The sequence below is a fragment of the Pseudomonas putida genome, assembly GCF_028682395.1.
Taxonomy (GTDB): Bacteria; Pseudomonadota; Gammaproteobacteria; order Pseudomonadales; family Pseudomonadaceae; genus Aquipseudomonas; species Aquipseudomonas putida_AB.
The window spans coordinates 561,982-582,938 of the sequence record NZ_JANHLC010000004.1 but is presented as its reverse complement, the minus strand read 5'-3'; the positions used below and the strand labels follow the sequence as shown (position 1 = coordinate 582,938).

Sequence of the window (20,957 nt, the reverse complement as noted above, 5' to 3'; positions counted from 1 at the left end):
CTGCTCGAAGCTGCCACCCGTGGTGCCCTTGATCGAGACTTCGACCGGCTTGTTGCCGGTGTAGATATCGTTCGGCGCGACAGCCGTGGCGGTACTGCTGCTTGCACCCTTGGCAATGGTGATGGTCTTGCCGTTGGACAGCTCGATGGTCATGGTCGAGCCGGCGGTGACCTGGGTCTTCCCGTCGGCACCGATCAGGGTCGCGGTGTAGGTGATGGTGCCGCCCTCGCCCACACTCGACGTCGCGGTCAGCTTGACGGTGGTGATGTCATTGACATCCGTCACGCTAGTCGTGGCTTTGGAGCTGGTGTCGAGCCGCTCGAAACTGCCGCCCGAGGTGCCGGTGATCGAAACTGCCACCGGTTTGTTATCGGTGTAGATATCGTTCGGGGCCACGGCCGTTGCGGTGTTGCTGTCGCTGGCGCCCTTGAGGATGGTCAAGGTTTTGCCGTTGGACAGGGTGATGGTCATGTTCGAACCCGCCGTCACCGGCGTAACCCCGTCTTTGCCTACCAGGGTGGCGCTGTAGGTGATGGTACCGCCCTCGGTCACGCTGGGGGTCGCGGTCAGCTTGACCGTGGTGGTGTCATTGACATCGGTCACGCTGGTGCTGACGGTGGCGCTGGTGTTGAGCTGCTCGAAGCTGCCGCCCGTGGTACCGGTGATCGAGACCACAATCGGCTTGTTGCCGGTGTAGATATCGTTGGGCGCCACATCCGTGGTGGTATTGCTGCTCGCGCCCTTGGCAATGGTGATGGTCTTGCCGTTGGACAGCTCGATGGTCATGGCCGAGCCGGCGGTGACCGGGGTCTTGCCGTCTTTGCCGACCAGGGTCGCTGTGTAGGTGATGGTGCCGTTTTCGGCCACGCTCGGGGTCGCGGTCAGCTTGATGCTCGTGAGGTCGTTGATATCCGTGACCGCGGTGCTGGCTTTGCCAAGGGTGGTGCTGTCCAGTTGCTCGAAATTGCCACCCACGGTTTTGGTGACCGAGACCTCGACCGGCTTGTTGTCGGTGTAGATATCGTTCGGGGCGGCGGCTGTGGCGCTATTGCTGGTGCTGGCACCCTTGGCGATGGTCAGGGTCTTGCCGTTGGACAGGGTGATGGTCATGGCCGAGCCAGCGGTGACCGGCGTGACGCCATCCTTGCCCAGCAGGGTGGCGCTGTAAGTGATGATGCCGCCCTCGGCCACGCTCGATGTCGCGGTCAGCTTGAGGGTGGTGGTGTCATTGACATCGGTGACGCTGGTGATCACCGGGGTCTTGTTGCCATTCAGCGCGCTGAAGTCGCTGCCGCTGGCCGAGCCGAACTTCTCGCTGACGCTCGGGGCGCCGACATAGATATCGTTGGCGGCCTTGACCAGCAGTTCGCCCGAGGACGCACCGGCCTCGATGGTAATGGTCTTGCCGCTTTCCAGGGTGACCGTGACCGCGTGGGTGTGGGCCGTGACCGGCTTGCCGTTACCGTCCACCAGGCTGGCGGTATAGGTGATGGTGCCGCCTTCGAGGACCGAGGCGCTGGCGCTCAGGACCACGTTGTAGGTGGTCGGGACCACGGTGACCGGCAATGTCAGGTTGCTGTCGTGGGAATCGCCGCCTACGGTTTCGGTGGAGGTAGCCGTCACGGTCAGGTCAAACGAGCCATGGGTCAGCGGTGGTGGGGTCAGGACGAGGGAGTCCAGGTGCCAGCCGGTGACATCCAGGGTGCCGTCGGTGGTGGTCAGCGTGTTGCCGTGGCCATCGGTCAAGACCGAGCCGACCGGCAGGCCGCTGATTTTCACGCTCAGGGTTTCGGAGCCGTCGGTGTCGGTCAGGCCGGTAGTGATCGGGCTGAGCTTGATGCTGCCGTTTTCCGGGCCTTCATTGAGCTTGTAGCCGACGTAGTAGCCTTCGCCATTGCTACCGTGCAGATCGGACAGGCTGATGCCGGCGCCGGTCAGGTCCGCCGGACCGGTGTACAGCGGCACATGGGCGCTGCCCAGGTCGGTGACCGGACCGTTGCCCACTTGCAGATTGACGTCGTAGTTGCCCGGGCCGTTCTGGTTGTGGTGGTAGATCTCCAGCGTGTAATAGCCGCTGACCGTCGGGGTGATCGAGCCATTGAGATTGCCGTTCTCGCCCCAGGTGGTGCGTGCCACAGTGGTACCGCCCACGGCGACCAGCAGGCTGTCATCGCCGCTGCCGCTGAAGGTGTAGGTCTTGCCGGCCTCCAGATAGATCAGGCCGGAGGTTTTCGAGGCGACATTCTCCGCGACGCTGGTGGCTTGCACATCGGTCACGGTGGTGTGGGAGGTCGCCTTGGTCGGGTCGGCCGCGTCGAGGGTGGTTTTCAGCAGGGTGGTATTGGTGCCATTGCCGCCACCGTTGAGCGCGTTCAGGCCGGTCCAGGTTTCCTTGATCAACCCGGTGGCGACCACGCCCGGGACGGTGGTGCTCAGGGTCGGTGCATCGGCCTGCGGGGTGATATCGACCTTGAGCGTCGCTTCGTTGCCCGACGTGCCGCCGCCAATCGGCTCGAACTTGATCTGGGCGTAGTCGGCCTGCTGGTTGCCGACGCCATTGCCGCCGTAACCGTCGGCACCGGACTCGTTGTGGGCCGGGGTGAAGATCAGCTTGCCGGCGTCGATGTCGGCTTTGCTGATGATCTGGTCGGCGGCCACATCGGTCAGGACGCCATTGATGTTCAACTGCAACTTGCCATCGGCCGGCAGGTCGGTGATTTTCACGCCTTGGCCGGGCACGGCCGCGTCGATGTTGGTGATCCCGAAGTTGGCCCAGGTCAGGGTCAGCGGCTGGTCTTCAACACCTGTCGCGCTGGCGCCCGAAGCGCTCGGCGTGTCGTTGTCGTTGAGGGTGGTGGTGACGCTGCCCTGGGTGGCGCTGGTCAACAGTTGCTCAAAGTTGCCGCCGCTGTGGCCGTCGATGGTGACGGTGAATTCGCGGGCATTCTGGACGAGGTTATTGTCCAGGGTAAGGAGATTGAGCGGGATACTGCTGGTGCCCTTGAGGATGGTCACCGTGGTTTGGCCGGTGAAGTCGGTGCCATCGACGGCGGTGCCGCTGTAGCTCAGGGTGACGGTCACGTCACTTTGGGCTTCGTGGTCCAGCGTCAGGGTGTAGTGGGCGGTGTCCCCTTCGGTGACGGTCGCGTCGCCGGTGATGCTCAGGGTGGTGGTGTCGGTGGAGTCTGTGATCAGGGTATCAGCCGTGCCTGTCGCGGGCGTCAGGCTGGTGAAGTCGTCGCCGGTGGCGCCGGTAATGGCGACCTTGACGGTGTTGGTGTTGATGTAGACATCGTTGTCAGCGGTCGTAACGGTCACGGTACCACTGCTCTGGCCCGCGCCAATGGTGATGGTCTGCTGGTTGTCCAGGGTCACGGTCACCGGATTGGCATGGCCGGTGATCCGAACGCCGTTGGCATCGACCAGGGTCGCGGTGTAGGTGATATCGCCGCCTTCTTCAACGGTGCCGGTGGCGGTCAGCTCGACGTGGTAAGTCGTCGGGACCACTTCGATCGGCAGGTCCAGGGACACGCTCTTCGAATCGCCGCCGACGCTTTCGGTGGAGGTCGCGGTCACGGTCAGGACGAACGAGGCATCGGTCATCTGCGGTGGCGTCAGGACGAGGGAGTCCAGGTTCCAGCCGGTGACATCCAGGGTGCCATCGGTGGTGGTCAACGTGTTGCCGTGGCCATCGGTCAGGACCGAGCCGACCGGCAGGCCGCTGATGGTCACCTTCAGGGTTTCGGAGCCGTCGGTATCGGTCAGGCCAGTGGTGATCGGGCTGAGCTTGATGCTGCCGTTTTCCACGCCGTGGTTGAACGTCTGGCCGACGTAATAGCCTTCGCCGCCGCTGCCGTGCAGGTCGGACAGATCAACGCCCGCGGCGGTCAGGTCGCCAGGGCCGGTGTACAGCGGCACGCCGCTGCTGCCCAAGTCGGTGACCGGGCCGTTGTCGACTTGCAGATTGACGTCGTAGTTACCCGGACCGTCCTGGTTGTGGTGGTAGATATCAATGGTGTAGTAGCCGCTGGCAGTCGGGGTAAAGGCGCCATTGAGTTGGCCGCCACCGCCCCAGGTGGTGCCGGCCACGTTCTGGCCGCCAATGGTCACGAGCAGGCTGTCATCGCCGCTGCCGCTGAAGGTGTAGGTCTTGCCGGCTTCCAGGTAGATCAACCCGGACGTTTTCGAGGCGGTGCCCACGGTCACATCGCCGGCCTGCACGTTGCTGACCAGTTCGTGGGAGGCTTTCTGGCTTGGGTCGGCCGCATCGATGGTGTTTTTCAACAGGCTGGTATCAGCACCGTTGCCGCCGCCATTGAGGGCGCTCAGGCCGGTCCAGGTTTCCTTGATCAGGCCCACCGAAGGCACCAGGTTGCCGGTGGTGCTCAGGGTCGGCGCATCGGCTTGCGGGGTGATATCGATTTTCAGCGTCGCTTCGCTGCCCGATGTGCCGGCGCCAATCGGCTCGAACTTGATCTGGGCGTAGTCGGCCTGCTGGTTGCCGACGCCGTTGCCGCCGTAACCGTCAGCGCCGGACTCGTTGTGGGCCGGGGTGAAGACCAGCTTGCCGGCGTCGATGTCGGCCTTGCTGATGATCTGGTCGGCGACCACGTCGGTCAAGACGCCATTAATGTTCAACTGCAACGTGCCATCGGCCGGCAGGCCGGTGATTTTCACGCCCTGATCGAGCACCGAGCTGTCGATGGCACTGATGCCGAAGTCGGCCCAGTGCAGGGCCAGTGGCGTATCTTCCAGGCCGGTGGCGCTGCCGCCGTTGGAGCTTGGGATATCGTTGTCGACGATGGTGGTGGTGACGCTGCCGTGGGTGCCGCTGACTACGATGTTCTCGAAATTGCCGCCGGTGGCCGAATCCACCGTGATCGTGAAGTGCTCGGTATTTTCAGTGATCTGGTCGTTCAGCGTGGCGATGTCGAACGTGGTGCCGCTGCTGCCCTTGGGGATGGTGATGGTGGTCTTGCCGGTGAAATCGCTGCCGTCGGCGGCGGTGCCGCTGTAGCTCAGGGTGACGGTGACGTCTGCCTCGGCCTGGTTGTTCAGGGTCAGGGTGTAATGGGCCGGGTCGCCTTCGGTGACCGATGCGCTGCCACTGATGCTGATCACGGTGTCGTCGATGACGTCCGTCACCGTGGTCGTGGCCGGTGTCGTATCGCCGACCACGTGTTCCAGGTTGCCGCCGCTGGTGGTGGCGATGGTTTCGCTGACGGTCGGGGCGCCGACGTAGACATCGTTGCCGACGGTGACATCCAGGGTGCCGGAACTTTGGCCGACGGCGATGGTGATGACCTTGCCGCTTTCCAGGGTGACGGTGACCGGCACGTCGTGGGCGGTAACCAGGTTGCCATGGGCGTCGGTCAGGGTCGCGGTGTAGGTAATGGTGCCGTTCTCGGCGACGCTGCTGTCGGCGGTCAGGGTCACGGTGGTGGTGTCGGTGGTATCGGTGACCTGGGTCACTGCTGGCGTCGGATCGACGGTCAGTACCAGGCCGCCGCCACCGGATGTGCCGGTTACGGTCACGCTGATATCGCTGGGGTCGATGTACACGGTGTCGTTTGGCGCCAGGGGCACATTGACCGTACCGCTGGTCTGCCCGGCGCTGATCACAATGACCGCACCGTTGGACAGGGTCACGATCAGGTCGCTCAGCGGCGCCTGGCTAACGGTGGCGGTATACACCAGCACGCCGCCCGCTTCAGTGATGGTCGGCGTCGCGCTCAGGGTCAGGGTTGCAGGGCGCAGGGCCAGGGTGGTGCCGTTGTCGGCATCCAGGACGCCCTGGGTCTGTTCCAGGGCCGACGTGGCCAGGCCGAGGCCGGCGGTGGGGAAGCCGATGGTCGGGTCGACCTGGTCAGCGGTTTCCTGCAACTGCACGAAGCTGTGGCCGCCACCGACGGCGCCGCCGCTACCGGCCGCGGTCGGACCTGCTGCGGTGGCTTCCAGTTCTGTGGTCGGGTCGACGCCGGCGGCGATGGCCTGTTGCAACTCTTCGACCGAAGGGGCCTGCTGGGCGGTCGCGGCGGCCATATCGGCACTGCTGGTGTCAGGCTCGCTGGCGCTCCACTGGCTGTCACGGCCCAGGTCCATCGTGCGGCCATCGGCCATTTCCAGGGACACAGCGCCGGCCGCGCCGGTGAGCAACTGGTCGCCGGTGTAGAGGCGGTCGCCCTCGATCAGTACACGTCTTACGCCTTCCGGGGATACCGCTTCAACCTGACCAACAATGCTTTTCACAACCGCGACGACAGTGCTCATGGGGGACTCTCCGACCTTCCGTTCAGTTGGCTTCCATTCCCTGATCGGTGCGCTCGCCCCTTCAGGTTGGACGTGTAGTTACAAAATTGGCGCCATTAAAAGGTCATATAATTGACGTTATAACAAATTGAAATAAGTTATCGTCAAAGTATTGACCTTACTTTCGCCATCCTAAACAATCGGCTCCGTAATGTCACATTGATATTTCTGTGATGGGCAAGCATTCAGTGTGTGACCTGGTTCGCGCTTTTGGTTTTTCGATAAACGGTCATTCCAGTTGCCATCTTTCGATGCAGCGCCCCGATTCGCTGCGATTAAGAGACATGAAGTCCTAGGAACCCCTTTCTATGCGTGCGCAACTGTTCAAGGTCATCCCGTTTGTCTTGGCTACCGGTTTCGTCCAGGCCCAGAGCCTGCCCCAGGCGATGCAACAGGCACTGGATGTTCACCCGGAGATCCAGGCCGGGGTTAATAGCCGCCTCTCTGCGGACTACCAGCTCAAGGCAGCGCAGGGCGGTTATCTGCCACGCGTCGATGTACTCGGCGGCTATGGCCGCGAAGGCACCGACAGCCCTTCGACCCGAGCCGGTGCAGGCAATAACCATTGGGAAAGCCTGACCCGCAGCGAATCGAGCCTGCGCCTGCAGCAAATGGTCTTCGACGGCTTTGCCACGTCCAGCGAAGTGGGCCGCCAGCAAGCCAACGTCAACTCGCGCGCTTACTCGTTGCTGGGGGCTTCGGAGCGCACGGCATTGACCGTAGCCCAGGTTTACCTGGATGTGCTGACCCGCCGCGAGATGGTGCAACTGGCCGAGGAAAACCTGCGTAGCCACGAACGCATCTTCGACCAGATCAAGCTGCGCACGGCCCGTGGCGTCGGCCGCCAGGCCGACCTCGATCAGGCTGAAGCGCGCCTGGCCCAGGCCCGCAACAACCTGATTACTGAACAGACCAACCTGGCCGATGCCCAGACCAACTACCTCAGCGCGGTCGGCCAGTTGCCCGACCAGCTCGAGCGCCCGGCGGGCTTTATGACCCTGCTGCCGGCCGACCTGAATGAAGCGCGCACGCAGATGCTGGAGAACAGCCCGATCCTGCGTTCCGCCGAATCCGATATCGTCGCGGCCGAAAAGCAGTACGAAGCCGCCAAGTCGACCTTCTATCCGCGTTTCGACGCCGAGCTGGGCCGCACCGCCGACAACAACCTCGACGGCATGGCCGGTCACAACAACGAATGGCAGGCGATGCTGCGCATGCGCTTCAACCTGTTTGCCGGCGGCAGCAACAAGGCCGACCTGGAGTCCAAGGCCTACCAGTCCAGCCAGGCGCTGGATATTCGCAACAACGCCTTGCGGGTACTGAACGAAGAACTAGGCTTGGCTTGGAATGCCCTGAGCAACGCCAACGCTCAGGTGCCGATTGCCCAGCAATACGTCGATCACAGCACCAGCGTACGCAGTGCCTACCAGAAGCAGTTCAGCCTGGGCGAGCGGACTCTGCTGGACCTGCTCGATAGTGAGAATGAGCTGTTCACCGCCTCGCGCCGTCTGGCCGAAGTGAAGAACCTGCAGTTGTTCACTCAGTATCGAATCAAGGCCACGATGGGCGAGTTGCTCAAGAGCCAGGGAGTGGTCGCGCCATTGGCGTCCGTCGTGCAGAACGACGTGAAACCCAAGGTCCAGCTGCCTGGAATGAATTGATCGATCACCCGTCGAATCAACCCTGCATCCCAGTCGAGAGTGAACCGCGTGGAATCAGACGTCAGTAAAGTTAAGCTTCACCATGATCCACGCGCACTTCACGATGACCCCTTGCTCGACGGTCTGCTGGCGCTCTGCACCCTGCATCGAAAGCCCGCCAGCGCGGCCATGCTGACCACGGGCCTGCCGTTGCCGTCCCAGCGGCTGAGCCCCGAACTGCTGGCTCGTGCCGCAGCCCGGGCCGGTTTGCAGGGGCGGTTGTTGCAGCGCAAGCTGGAACAGATTCCCGGCATTGCCCTGCCGGCCCTGTTGTTGCTCAACGACCAGCGCTGCGCGGTATTGCTGGGCTGGACCGAGGATGATCAGGCGCGCCTGCTGCTCAGCGAAAGCGATGGCGGCGAGGTGCTGGTCGCCCGCCAGGTGTTGAGTGAAGACTATTCAGGGCGGGTGTTCTTTGCCCAGCCCCAGCACAAGTTCGATGTGAACCACGGCACGCTCATCCCGCGTGCCCGTTCATGGTTTCGCGACACCCTCAAGCGTTCGCGCTGGCTCTATACCGACGCCATCGCGGCCAGTTTTCTGATCAACGTCATTGCGATGGCCGCGCCATTGTTCGTGATGAACGTCTATGATCGCGTGGTGCCGAACCAGGCTACGGCGACCCTCTGGGTGCTGGCCATCGGTATCAGCGGTGCCTACCTGTTCGACCTGATCCTCAAGAGCCTGCGCAGCCTGTGCCTGGATCTGGCGGGGAAAAAGACCGACCTTATTATCTCGGCCACGTTGTTCGAGCGCATTGTCGGCATGGCGATGAAGTATCGGCCGGCGCGGGTCGGCAGCTTTGCCCAGAATATCCACGAGTTCCAGAGCCTGCGCGACTTCCTCGCCTCGCTGACCTTGGCCAGCCTGATCGATTTGCCGTTCACGCTGCTGATCTTCCTGGTAATCGCGATTATTGGCGGTCATCTGGCGTGGATTCCGATACTGGCCTTTCCCTTGGCCTTGACGATCGGCTATGCCTTGCAGAAACCGCTGGTGGCGACCATGGAGCGGACCATGGCCCTGGCCGCCGAGCGCCAGTCGAGCCTGATCGAGACCCTGGCCGGGCTCGATGCAGTCAAGGTCAATAACGCCGAGAGCGAGCGCCAGTACCAGTGGGAACAGACCATCGGCACCCTGAGCCGGCTTGAGTTGCGGGTGAAGATGCTGTCCGGGCTGTCGATGAACATCACGATGTTGATCCAGCAACTGGCCGGCGTGGTGATGATTGTGTTTGGCGTCTACCAGATCATCGACGGCAACCTGAGTATGGGCGGCCTGATCGCCTGCTATATGCTCAGTGGCCGCGCCCTGGGCCCGCTGGCGTCGTTGTCCGGTTTGCTGACCCGCTACCAGCAGGCGCGCGTCACCATGACCTCGGTCGACCAAATGATGGAGCTGCCTCAGGAGCGCAATTTCGATGAGCGTCCGCTGAGCCGCAGCGTGTTGCAGGGTGGTATCGAATGCCGACAGCTCAACTTCACCTACCCCAACCAGCAGACCCTGGCGCTGAAAAACCTCAACCTGGTGCTCAAACCCGGGGAAAAGATCGGCATCATCGGCCGTAGCGGTTCGGGCAAAAGCTCCCTGGCCAAACTGCTGGTCGGGTTGTATCAGCCTGACTCCGGCGCGCTGCTGGTCGATGGCGTAGACATTCGCCAGATCGATGTCAGTGAGCTGCGCCACAATATCGGCTACGTCGCCCAGGACATCCAGCTGCTGGCCGGGACTTTGCGCGACAACCTGGTCAGTGGCGCGCGCTATGTCGAGGACGAACGGGTCCTGCAGGCGGCCGAGCTGGCCGGTGTCCACGAATTCGCCCGCCTGCACCCCCAGGGTTACGAATTGCAGGTCGGCGAGCGCGGACAGAACTTGTCCGGCGGCCAGCGGCAGAACGTTGCCCTGGCCCGAGCTCTATTGCTCAACCCGCCGATCCTGCTGCTGGACGAGCCGACCAGCGCGATGGACAACACCGGTGAGGAGCGCCTCAAACAGCGTCTGCAAGCCGTGGTGGCAGACAAGACGCTGGTGTTGGTCACACACCGTGCCTCGCTGTTGTCGCTGGTCGATCGCCTGATTGTGATCGACCGCGGGCAGATACTCGCCGATGGCCCGAAAGCCATGGTTATGGAAGCGTTGAAGAAGGGGCAGATCGGTGTTGCTTAAAGCAGGCTTCAAGGATTCCGTGCGCCGCTACTTCAAGGGGCGCGACTCGCTGCAGGGTCAGCCGCTGCCGGAGGTCAACAAGGCGTTGATCGAGGATGCGCCACGGGTGGTGCGCCTGACGATCTGGGCGATCATCGGGTTCTTTCTGTTTCTGTTGCTGTGGGCCAACTTCGCGGTGATCGACGAAGTCACCCGGGGCGATGGCAAGGCGATCCCCTCGTCCAAGCTGCAGAAAATCCAGAACCTGGAAGGCGGTATCGTCGCCGAGCTGTTTGTCCATGAAGGGCAGATCGTCGACGCTGGCGCGCCGTTGCTGCGCCTGGATGACACGCGGTTTGTCTCCAATGTGGGCGAGACCGAGGCTGATCGGCTGTCGATGCTATTACGGGTCGAACGCTTGAGTGCCGAAGTCGAAGAGCGGCCGCTGAGTATTCCCGAAGAGGTGCGCAGCGCGGTACCGAGCCAGGCCCAGAACGAGCAGGCGCTGTACGACAGCCGGCGCCAACAGATGCACGATGAAATCGGCGGTCTGCAGGAGCAATTCATTCAGCGCCAGCAGGAGCTGCGCGAGTTTGCCTCGAAGCAGGCGCAGTACCGTAGCAGCCTGGCGTTGCAACGCCAGGAAATCGCCATGTCCGAACCACTGGTGGCCCAGGGCGCGGTCTCCCCGGTAGAAGTGCTGCGCCTCAAGCGTGCCGAAGTCGAGACCCGTGGCCAGCTGGACGCAACCACCCTGGCCATTCCCCGGGCCGAATCGGCGATCAAGGAAGTGCAACGCAAGATCGACGAGACCCGTGGCAAGTTTCGCAGCGAAGCGCTGACCCAGCTCAATGAAGCCCGCACCGACCTGAACAAGGCCCAAGCCACGGGCAAGGCCCTGGATGACCGGGTGAGTCGGACCCTGGTGACCTCGCCGGTGCGCGGTATCGTCAAGCAACTGCTGGTCAATACCATTGGCGGGGTTATCCAGCCGGGCAGCGACCTGGTGGAAATCGTCCCGCTGGACGACACCCTGCTGGTGGAAGCGAAGATCCGTCCCCAGGACATTGCATTCCTGCACCCGGGGCAGGAGGCCATCGTCAAATTCACCGCCTATGACTACACCATTTATGGTGGGCTCAAGGCCACGCTGGAGCAGATCGGTGCGGACACCATCACCGATGAAGACAAAAAGAACACCTACTACATGATCAAGCTGCGTACCGAGCGCAGCCACTTGGGCACGGATGAGCGGCCGTTGTTGATTATCCCGGGCATGGTGGCCTCGGTGGACATCATCACCGGCAAGAAGAGCGTGCTCAGTTACCTGCTCAAACCGATCCTGCGCGCCCGCGCCGAAGCGCTGCACGAGCGCTAGCCTGCCATTACCTGCGGGAGCGCTTGCTCCTGCAGAACTCGGGAAACGGGCACAGGCCCTCGCGAAAGATTTCACCAGGGTCTAGGATTGCGTCCTGCTCATTTGCAGGTCGCCATGAGTACCCGCCATGCAACTCCCCGATATGAACCTACTGGTCGCCCTTGATGCGCTGCTCGATGAAGGCAGTGTGGTCGGTGCCGCCCGACGCATGCACCTGAGCCCGGCCGCGATGAGCCGGACCCTGACCCGGATTCGCGAGGCCATCGGCGATCCGATTCTGGTCCGCGCCGGTCGTGGCCTGGTGCCCACGCCCAAGGCCCTGGAGCTGCAGGCCCAGGTCCGTGACGTGGTGGAACAGGCCGCGCTGGTGTTTCGCTCGGCCGACACGGTGGACCTGAGCACCCTGCGCCGGCGCTTCAATGTGCGCGCCAATGATTTTTTTATCGGCGTTTACGGCGGCCGTCTGTTTGCGACGATGGAGCGCCATGCGCCGCACTGCGAGCTGCGCTTCGCGCCGGAAGGCGATGGCGACGATGAGGCCCTGCGCGAAGGGCGGATCGACCTGCGGATCAGCAATACCCAGCCGCTGACCCCGGAAGTGAAGGTCCAGCACCTGTTTTCCACGACCTTTGTCGGCCTGGCGCGCGAAGACCATCCGCTGTTCGACGGCGAGATCAATGCCCGGCGTTTTGCCGGTTTTCCCCATATCAGCATGTCGCGGCGAGGCATTGCCCGAGGGCCGATCGACACCGCGCTCAATGAGCTGGGCCTGGAGCGCCGAGTAGCCATGATTGCACCGAGCTTTCATGCGGCGATGTTCGCGCTGGCCGACTCCGACCTGCTGCTGCCGGTGCCGCGGGAAGTGGTGCAAAGCGTGACGCGCCTGGGGCTGCGCCTGCGCCCGTTCACCTTGCCGGTCGCCTTGCCGACGTTGATGCTGACCCAGTCCTGGCACCCGCGTTATGACAAGGACCCGGCCCACCGCTGGTTGCGCGAAACGCTCAAGGTCTGTTGTGACGAGAGTTGGCCGGGCGGGGCGTAGCCCCAGGAAAGGGCTGGCGAGCCGTTCTCTTCGCCTTGATTGCCTAGCGTTCAATTGCTGCGTCTGACGCAACTATTAACTGCCGATAAGTCAGTTTTTGTCAGTCATGGCCCTTTATAGACTGCTCCGGTAATTCTTCCTCGGAGTGTGTCTGCATGAGTTCCCTTGCTGTCCCGGCCGCCGCTGTCCCGGCGAGTGCGCCGGTCGCCGCGCAGCCGGCGGCCTTTGGCCCGCGCATTGTGATTGGCCTGGTTGGCGTACTGCTGGCGGTGCTGGTCTCGGGCCTCAATGAAATGGTGACCAAGGTCGCCCTCGCGGATATCCGGGGCGCCCTGGCCATCGGCTATGACGAAGGCACCTGGCTGGTGGCGTGCTATGCCGCCACGTCCGTCGCCGCCATGGCGTTTGCGCCCTGGTGTTCGGTGACCTTTTCCCTGCGCCGTTTCACCCTGGCGGCCATCGCCCTGTTTACCCTGCTGGGGCTGTTGTGCCCGCTGGCGCCGAACTACCCCAGTCTGTTGCTGCTGCGCACGCTGCAAGGCCTGGCTGGCGGCGCCTTGCCGCCGATGCTGATGACCGTCGCCCTGCGTTTTCTGCCGCCCAATGTGAAGCTGTACGGGCTGGCCGGCTATGCCCTGACCGCCACGTTCGGCCCCAGCCTGGGTACGCCGCTGGCCGCGCTCTGGACCGAATATGTCGGCTGGCAGTGGGCGTTCTGGCAGATCGTCGGGCCCTGCCTGCTGGCCATGGCGGCCGTGGCCTATGGGCTGCCCCAGGACCCGATTCGCCTGGAACGCTTTCGGCAGTTCGACTGGCGTGGCCTGCTGCTGGGGTTTCCGGCGATCTGCATGCTGGTGATCGGCCTGCTGCAGGGCAATCGCCTGGACTGGTTCGAGTCGACTCTGATCAGCGGGCTGCTGGGCGGCGGCCTGCTGTTGCTGATCCTGTTTATGTGCAACGAATGGTCCCATCCGCTGCCGTTTTTCAAGTTGCAGATGCTGGGTAACCGCAACCTGTCATTTGCTCTGCTGACCCTGGCCGGGGTGCTGATGGTGCTGCTCGCGGTGATCATTATCCCCTCGGCCTTTCTCGCCCAGGTCCAGGGTTATCGCCCTTTGCAGACTGCGCCGGTGATGTTGGTGATGGCCTTGCCGCAACTGATCGCGCTGCCGCTGGTGGCAGCTTTATGCAATCTGCGCTGGGTCGATTGCCGCTGGGTATTGGGCATCGGTCTGGGCCTGCTGGCGCTGTCCTGCCTGGGCGGTGCGCAGTTGACCTCGGCGTGGATCCGCGATGATTTCTATGTGCTGCAACTGTTGCAGATCTTCGGCCAGCCCATGGCGGTGCTGCCGTTGCTGATGCTCTCCACCGGCAGTATCAGCCCGCTGGAAGGGCCGTTCGCCTCGGCTTGGTTCAACACGGTCAAGGGCCTGGCGGCGGTGGTTGCCACTGGCCTGCTCGATGCACTGACCACCGCTCGCTTGCACCTGCACTCGACGATGCTGGTCGACCGCCTGGGCAATTCCCCCCTGGTGGACGGCGACAGCGCCGGCCTGGCCCGGCGTATTCACGCCCAGGCCGTGGTGCTGACGTCCGCCGACCTGTACCTGTGCATGGCCGCCTTGGCGGCGGCCATGATCCTGCTGATTTTCTGGCTGCCGACGCGGATCTATCCCCCGCGCGCGCCAGTTTGATAGCGCCCTGCATGAGGTTTGAAGTATGACTACCCCGAAAAAAATTGCCGCTTCGCTGGCCGCCGTGATCGCTCTGGTTGGCCTGCTTGCCCCCGGCCTGTTCGGCCGCGCGGCGCGCCAGAGTACCAACGATGCTTTTGTGACGGCGGACTACACCCTGGTTGCGCCGAAAATCTCCGGTTTTATCCGTGAGGTGCTGGTGGAGGACAACCAGCAGGTCAAGGCCGGACAAGTGTTGGCGCTGATCGACGATCAGGATCTGCGCGCCGCTGTGCAGGCCCGCGAGGCGGAATTGTTGATGGCCCGGGCGCAGTTGCAAAACATGCGCGCCATGCTCGAGCGCCAGGTCTCGGTTATCGCCCAGGCGCAGGCCACGGTCGTGTCCAGTCGCGCCGAGCGGGCGTTTGCCGAGCATGAGCTCAAGCGCTATGAGCACCTGGCGGGCGTGGGGGCGGGCACCTTGCAGAATGCCCAGCAGGCGCGCACCCGTATCGATCAGGCGGACGCGCGGCTAGCCAACGCCAGTGCGGTGTTGAGCGCCGAGCGCAAGCAGGTCGAGATTCTGGAGGCGCAGCGCGAGGGCGCCGAAGGCGGTTTGAAACGCGCTGAAGCGGCGCTGCAACTGGCTACTTACGAGCTGTCGTACACGCGGATTGTCGCGCCGGTGGACGGCATGGTCGGCCAGCGCGGAGTGCGGGTCGGCGCCTATGTCACGCCGGGGACCAGGCTGCTGGCGGTGGTGCCGTTGGCACAGGCCTATGTGGTCGGCAATTTCCAGGAAACCCAGTTGAACGATGTGCGGCCCGGCCAGCGCGTGACGGTACGGGTCGACAGCCTGGACGGCGAGGCGCTGAGCGGACGGGTGCAAAGCATTGCGCCGGCCACCGGCGTGACCTTTGCCTCGATCAAGCCGGACAATGCCACGGGCAACTTCACCAAGGTGGTCCAGCGGATCCCGGTCAAGATCCTGCTGGATAACGATCAGCCCCTGGCGCGGTCGTTACGGGTCGGGATGTCAGTGGAGGCGACGATCGATACCCAAGACTCGACCCCGAACACGCGCGAGGTGGCGCAGCAATGAAAGCCCTTACCTTGCTGGCCATGGCAGTGCTTGGCTTGAGTGCGTGCAGTGTCGGCCCCGACTTTCAGCGCCCCACCGCCAGTGAGCCAGGGGCCTGGCCGCAGCCGCTGCAGCCGGCCACTAGCCAGGCCGTCAATGCGCCTCTGGAAGAACGTTGGTGGGAGGTCTTTCAGGACGAGCGCTTGGTGCAGCTGTGCCGTCGGGTTATGGCGCAGAACCTGGATCTGCAACGGGCCGCCCAGCGCCTGGAACAAAGCCGCGCGGCGCGCCGGGTGGTGACCGCCGAGCGTTATCCACGGCTCGATGCCAGCGGTGGCTATGCCCGTCAGCGCAACAGTGGCGAAGGCCTGAGCGACCCCTCGGGAAACCAGGGTAATGCCGCCTACAACCTGTGGGAGGCTGGCTTTTCGGCGGCCTGGGAGCTGGATTTGTGGGGCCGGGTGCGGCGCCAGAGCGAAGCCGCCGACGCGACCCTGCACGCGGCCGAGGACGAGCAGCGCGGGGTTTTGCTCGCAGTGCTGGCCGAGACGGCGCAGAACTACCTGCAACTGCGTGGGGTGCAGAACACCCGCTCGGTTACCGAGCAGAACCTTGAGGCGGCGCGCCATAGCCTGCAGTTGACCCGGCTACGGCTGGCCGATGGTGTGGCCACGGACCTGGATGTGGCCGAAGCGGCGGCGCAGGTGGCGACCATCGACGCGCGGCTGCCGGCCCTGCGCCAGCGCCAGGCGCAGTTGATCAATGCCTTGAGCCTGTTGCTGGGTGCGCCGCCCCAGGCCCTGGCGGTCGAGTTCGGCGCCGATGGCCCGGTGCCCACGCCCGTGACGGCGGTGGCAATCGGCCTGCCTTCGCAACTGGCCCAGCGGCGCCCGGATATCCGCCAAGCCGAAGCGCAGTTGCATGCGGCGACGGCCAGTATTGGCGTGGCCAAGGGCGACTTTTATCCACGGATCAGCCTGTCCGGTAGCCTGGGATCGCAGGCCCTGCAATTGGCCGACTTTGGTTCCTGGGGTTCACGCCAGTTTGGTATTGGCCCGCAATTCAGCCTGCCATTGTTCGACGGCGGCCGTTTGCGCGCCATGCTGCAACTGCGCGAGGCGCAGCAGCAGGAAGCGGCGTTGGCGTACCAGCAAACCGTCTTGCGCGCCTGGCATGAAATCGATGATCAATTGACGTTGTACAACGCCAGCCAGTTGCGCCGCGACCGCCTGATCGAGGCGGTGCGCCAGAACCAGATCGCCCTTAATACCGCTCAGCAGCAGTACGTGGAAGGGGTGGTCGATTTCGTCAATGTGCTGACTGTGCAGAGCGCCTTGCTGGCGACCCAGGAGCAATTGATCGACAGTTCGACCGGGGTGTCGCTGGCCATGGTCAGCCTGTACAAGGCGCTGGGCGGCGGTTGGGAGTCGGTGTATCCGTTGTAGCGGTGGTGGCCATCGCAAAGCCCCATCTGCCGTGGTCGCAGCCGTCGCACATCACTGAAAGCCATGCATCGGGCTTGGCCCGAAGGGGTACAAAGTGTAATGATAATTGCTATCAATTATGCGTGTAGGTCTTTCATGGACGCAGTGTCTGACGGCAAGGTTCAGCTCCACCAGCTGTATCGCGATCACCACGGCTGGCTGCAAGGCTGGCTGCGCCAGCGCCTGGGCGACCGTGAGCAGGCGGCAGACGTGGCCCAGGACACCTTTGTCCGGCTGCTGGTGTCCGGGCGCTTCCCCGCTCATCAGGAAAGCCGCAGTTACCTGGCACAGATCGCGCGTAATCTGCTGATCGACCAATGGCGTCGCCTGCGCATCGAGCGGGCCTACCGGGAAAGCATCGCCCATTTGCCCGAGCCGCAGACGCCCTCCCTGGAAGACCGCGCACTGATCCTAGAAACCCTGCTGCAGATCGACGCCATGCTCGACACCATGCCGGGCAAGGTGCGCCAGGCGTTTATCCTGTCGCAGTTCGAAGGCCTGACCTATGCGCAGATCGCTGAACGCCTGGGCGTTACTGTCAGTTCGGTACAGAAGTACATGATCCGGGCGATCCAGGCCTGCTACCGCGTGCTCTACGAATCATGAGCCCGGCCCATGCGCCCATTGCCCCAGCGGTTGTCGAGCAGGCCAGCGAGTGGCTGATGCTGCACTGGGGCGGCGAATTGAGTGTTGAACAACAGCGGGCTTTCGCCCTCTGGCAGGGCGCCGACCCTGAGCATCGGCGGGCCTGGCAACGTTTGCAGCAACTACAGGGCACCCTGGGTGGGGTGCCGATCCACAGCGCCCGGGCCGTGCTCAGCGCGGCGCCGGATCGTCAGCGCCGTGCCGCGCTGAAACTGCTGGGCCTGTTGTTGTTGGCGGGTGGCAGTGGCTACCTGGTGCAGGGCAGTCAGCCGTGGCGCAGCAGCTTTGCCGGTTATCGCAGCGGCACCGGAGAGATCCGTCACCTGACGTTGAGCGATGGCACGCAACTGGCGCTCAATAGCGCCAGTGCCGTGGATGTGCTGTTCAGCGAGAGGGAGCGCCGGATCCGTCTGGTGGCCGGTGAAATATTGGTCAACAGCGGCCACGATCGTCATCGCCCACTGATCGTCGAGACCCCTGCGGGGGATATCCAGGCCCTGGGTACGCGCTTCGCCGTACGTGAGATCCATGGCGGCAGCCGGGTCGATTTGTTCGAAGGCGCGTTGCAGGTACGCCCGCGCCAGGGTTTTGCTCAGTTGATGAGCGCGGGCGACCGCTTGTGGTTCAGCGCCGAGCGCAGTACGGCCATGCAGGTCGCCGATACCAATGCCAGTGCCTGGACCGAGGGGCGCTTGATTGCCGAGCGCCAGCCCCTGGGCGAGTTCCTGGCCGAACTGGACCGTTATCGCCCCGGTGTGTTGCGTTGCGCCGACGATGCCAGCGGGCTGTTGTTGACCGGGGTGTTCCCCCTGGCCGATACCGACCGCATCCTCGCAGCCCTTGAGCGTTCGCTGCCGGTACGGGTCGAGTCGGTGACCCGCTACTGGGTCACGGTGCAACGTCGAAGCTGAACCTGAGAAAAAATAATCGCGCCGGCGTTGTCGGTTTTTGTCGCCCGCTCGGGATAGCTCTTGAAAACCAAATCAAGAAGCATTCTTACGGGGAGTTTCAGAATGCCATATCCGCCATCACCCGCTCTTTCTCTTCTAGCTGGCGCTATGCGCCGGGGCCTTTTGTTTGGCCTGTTGGCCACCACCCCGTTGCTGCCCATGGTGGCCCAGGCGGCCGGTGCAGAACTGGGCGCGGTGCGCCATTACGATATTGCGGCCGACAGCCTGGACCAGGCGCTGAACCGCTTTGCCAGTACGGCCGGAATTTTGTTGTCGGTGGATGCACAACTGACCGAAGGCAAGCGCAGCGCCGGGTTGCGGGGTCGCTATACCACGGCCAGCGGGTTGGCGTTGTTGCTCGATGGCAGTGGCCTACAGGCCGTACCGGCTGGCAATGGCTGGTCGGTGCAGGCGGCGCCGACAGGTACGGCGCTGACGCTGGGGGCCACCCAGATCAATGCTCGCGAGCAGGAAAATGCCTGGGGTGCGGTCGATGGCATCGTTGCCAAGCGCAGTGCCACCGGGAGCAAGACTGATACGCCGCTGACGGAAATTCCGCAGACCATCAACGTGGTCACTGCGGCCGAAATCGCCGAGCGTGGTGCCCTCTCCATTGCCCAGGCGCTGCGCTACACCCCGGGGGTTTCCAGCAGCGGCTTCACCGACTCCCATATGCTCACCGATGAAATGAGTTCGCGCGGCTTTGCTCCGGCGCCGCTGTATCTGGATGGGGCCTATCTGCCCTATGCCGGCAGCCTGGGCGGTGCGCCGCAGGTCGAACCCTACAGCCTGGAGCGGGTAGAGGTGCTCAAGGGGCCGGCTTCGGTGCTTTACGGGCAGAACCAGCCAGGCGGGATCATCAATATGGTGACCAAGAAGCCCACCGAAGAAGCCCGCGGCGAGGTCAAGCTGGGGGCTGCCAGCTATGACCGAACCAGCGCTGCGGTGGATGTCAGTGGCCCGCTCAATGAGGACCGCAGCCTGCTGTATCGCTTTCTGGCGCTGGGCAATACCGGCAGCGAACAGATCGACTACACCGAAAGCCAGCGGCTGTTTCTCGCCCCCAGCCTGACGTGGAATCTGAATGACGCCACCGCGCTGACCGTTTACGCCCAGGTTCAGCGCGACGACGCCTTGCCCGATTACCAGCCGTTGCCGGTCGTCGGTACGCTCAAGCGTGGCCCGGGTGGTCAGCGCATCAGTCGGGATTTTTTCAGTGGTGACCCGCACTACAACGACTATCAGCGCAAGCAATACGTACTGGGTGCGAACTTCGAGCACCAGTTCAACGATGACCTCACGCTGCGCCAGAGCGTGCGTTATGTCGACCTGAGGGACGACTACAAGGGCTTCTACCTGCGCTGGTACGGCACCGATGGCAGCGGGCAGACCGACTACAGCCGCGCGACTCGCAACAAGCTCAATTGGGAGCAGCACAACAGTACCTTGAGCCTGGACAACAATCTGGAGTTCAAGCTGGCGACCGGTGCGTTGCAGCACACCCTGCTGGCGGGCCTGGACTACCGGCACTTCTCGCGCCAGTACGATGGCTACAACGACTACTTCACCAAGTCCATTGACCTCTACAACCCGGACTACAGCGTCACCACCGACACACCGCCGCTGACCCACCAGTGGGACAACACCGTCGGCCAGTTGGGTGCCTACCTGCAGGACCAGATCAAGTGGGGCGACTTTATCCTGACGCTCGGCGGGCGCCAGGACCGCGCGACCATCAATAACAAGGACCTGATCGACGACAGCCGCACCGTGCGCAAGGACAGTGCCTTTACCGGTCGGGCCGGGTTGACCTGGCTGGCGGGCTACGGCTTTGCGCCGTATGTGAGTTATTCCGAATCCTTCCTGCCGGTGGTGGGCAGCGATTTTTCCGGCAAGGCGTTCGAGCCGACTACGGGCAAGCAGGTTGAGGCCGGTGTGAAGTACCAGCCGCCGGGGCAGGATGCACTGCTGACCCTATCGGTCTTCGAGATCAAGCAGCAGAACATGCAAACCAGCGATTTCGAGCACCCGGGTTTTTCGGTGCAGAAGGGCGAGGTGCGCAGCCGCGGTGCGGAGTTCGAGGCCAAGGCCACGGTCGACCAGGCGCTGGACCTGATTGCGGCGCTGACCTATCTCGATATCCGCACCACCCGTTCCAACGATCCGACCGAGATCGACAAGCGCCTGGTCGGTCAAGCGCCTTGGTCCGGCTCGCTGTGGGCGAACTATCGGTTGAACAGCGGTGCGCTCGAGGGTCTGGGCCTGGGGGCGGGCGTGCGCTGGGTCGGTAGCCAGTACGGCAACTCGGGCAATACCCTGCGCCTGCCCAGCTATACGGTGTTCGATGCGGCGGTGCACTATGACCTGGGCCGCGTCGACGCCGCGTTGCGCGGTGCGCAAGTCAGCCTGAATGTGCAGAACCTGCTCGACAAGACCTATGTCTCCAGTTGCAACTGGGAGCTGGGCTGCTACTACGGCAAGGCGCGCACCGTGTCGGCCGAAGTGGCGTATCGCTGGTAACGCCAGCCGCCATCGCCTGCCCCGGGTTCT

11 protein-coding genes are annotated in these 20,957 nt (G+C 63.5%); 10 read left to right on the top strand and 1 reads right to left on the bottom strand.

The features are described 5' to 3' along the window. On the bottom strand, positions 1-6,270 hold a 6,270-nt coding region (locus NPS46_RS13875; RefSeq protein ID WP_274108052.1), incomplete at its 3' end, for a retention module-containing protein. Between the two features lie 347 nt (positions 6,271-6,617). On the opposite strand from NPS46_RS13875, the gene NPS46_RS13870 reads away from it, so the two are divergent. The 10 genes from NPS46_RS13870 to NPS46_RS13825 all read left to right on the top strand — a co-directional run bounded on the left by NPS46_RS13870 (position 6,618) and on the right by NPS46_RS13825 (position 20,927). After that, the gene (locus NPS46_RS13870; protein WP_274108050.1) at positions 6,618-7,970 is read left to right on the top strand and encodes a TolC family outer membrane protein; all 1,353 of its coding nucleotides are present in this window, start codon (positions 6,618-6,620) and stop codon (positions 7,968-7,970) included. 48 nt (positions 7,971-8,018) lie between these two features. Beyond that, on the top strand, positions 8,019-10,175 hold the full coding sequence (locus NPS46_RS13865) for a type I secretion system permease/ATPase (protein ID WP_274108048.1): 2,157 nt from the start codon (positions 8,019-8,021) through the stop codon (positions 10,173-10,175). Beyond that, the gene (locus NPS46_RS13860; RefSeq protein ID WP_274108046.1) at positions 10,165-11,532 is read left to right on the top strand and encodes an HlyD family type I secretion periplasmic adaptor subunit; all 1,368 of its coding nucleotides are present in this window, start codon (positions 10,165-10,167) and stop codon (positions 11,530-11,532) included. Before NPS46_RS13865 ends, NPS46_RS13860 begins: the two co-directional genes overlap by 11 nt. Positions 11,533-11,659: 127 nt before the next feature. Beyond that, a complete protein-coding gene (locus NPS46_RS13855) occupies positions 11,660-12,574 on the top strand; it encodes a LysR family transcriptional regulator (protein WP_274108044.1) in 915 nt (304 codons plus the stop codon). A gap of 155 nt (positions 12,575-12,729) precedes the next feature. After that, positions 12,730-14,268 (top strand): MFS transporter, encoded by a 1,539-nt coding sequence (locus NPS46_RS13850; RefSeq protein ID WP_274108042.1) that lies wholly within the window; start codon positions 12,730-12,732, stop codon positions 14,266-14,268. A 25-nt stretch (positions 14,269-14,293) separates the two neighbouring features. Further along, positions 14,294-15,349, top strand: coding sequence for an HlyD family secretion protein (locus NPS46_RS13845; protein ID WP_274108040.1), 1,056 nt, complete (start codon positions 14,294-14,296; stop codon positions 15,347-15,349). Beyond that, positions 15,346-16,773 (top strand): efflux transporter outer membrane subunit, encoded by a 1,428-nt coding sequence (locus tag NPS46_RS13840; RefSeq protein ID WP_274108038.1) that lies wholly within the window; start codon positions 15,346-15,348, stop codon positions 16,771-16,773. Before NPS46_RS13845 ends, NPS46_RS13840 begins: the two co-directional genes overlap by 4 nt. Before the next feature lie 135 nt (positions 16,774-16,908). Then, positions 16,909-17,418, top strand: coding sequence for a sigma-70 family RNA polymerase sigma factor (locus NPS46_RS13835; protein ID WP_274108037.1), 510 nt, complete (start codon positions 16,909-16,911; stop codon positions 17,416-17,418). After that, positions 17,415-18,368 carry a FecR domain-containing protein gene (locus tag NPS46_RS13830; RefSeq protein WP_274108036.1) on the top strand — a complete coding sequence of 318 codons (954 nt, stop codon included), beginning with the start codon at positions 17,415-17,417 and terminating at the stop codon, positions 18,366-18,368. The genes NPS46_RS13835 and NPS46_RS13830 overlap by 4 nt, the downstream gene beginning before the upstream one ends. A gap of 147 nt (positions 18,369-18,515) precedes the next feature. Next, entirely contained in the window at positions 18,516-20,927 is a 2,412-nt protein-coding gene (locus NPS46_RS13825; protein ID WP_274108035.1) for a TonB-dependent siderophore receptor, read from the top strand. Positions 20,928-20,957 lie beyond the last annotated feature (30 nt).

Excerpts from the sequence above, each read along its gene's own strand:
- NPS46_RS13870 (WP_274108050.1), top strand. The coding sequence starts at position 6,618 with ATGCGTGCGCAACTGTTCAAGGTCATCCCGTTTGTCTTGGCTACCGGT.
- NPS46_RS13855 (WP_274108044.1), top strand. The coding sequence starts at position 11,660 with ATGCAACTCCCCGATATGAACCTACTGGTCGCCCTTGATGCGCTGCTC.
- NPS46_RS13850 (WP_274108042.1), top strand. The coding sequence starts at position 12,730 with ATGAGTTCCCTTGCTGTCCCGGCCGCCGCTGTCCCGGCGAGTGCGCCG.
- NPS46_RS13845 (WP_274108040.1), top strand. The coding sequence starts at position 14,294 with ATGACTACCCCGAAAAAAATTGCCGCTTCGCTGGCCGCCGTGATCGCT.
- NPS46_RS13840 (WP_274108038.1), top strand. The coding sequence starts at position 15,346 with ATGAAAGCCCTTACCTTGCTGGCCATGGCAGTGCTTGGCTTGAGTGCG.
- NPS46_RS13835 (WP_274108037.1), top strand. The coding sequence starts at position 16,909 with ATGGACGCAGTGTCTGACGGCAAGGTTCAGCTCCACCAGCTGTATCGC.
- NPS46_RS13830 (WP_274108036.1), top strand. The coding sequence starts at position 17,415 with ATGAGCCCGGCCCATGCGCCCATTGCCCCAGCGGTTGTCGAGCAGGCC.
- NPS46_RS13825 (WP_274108035.1), top strand. The coding sequence starts at position 18,516 with ATGCGCCGGGGCCTTTTGTTTGGCCTGTTGGCCACCACCCCGTTGCTG.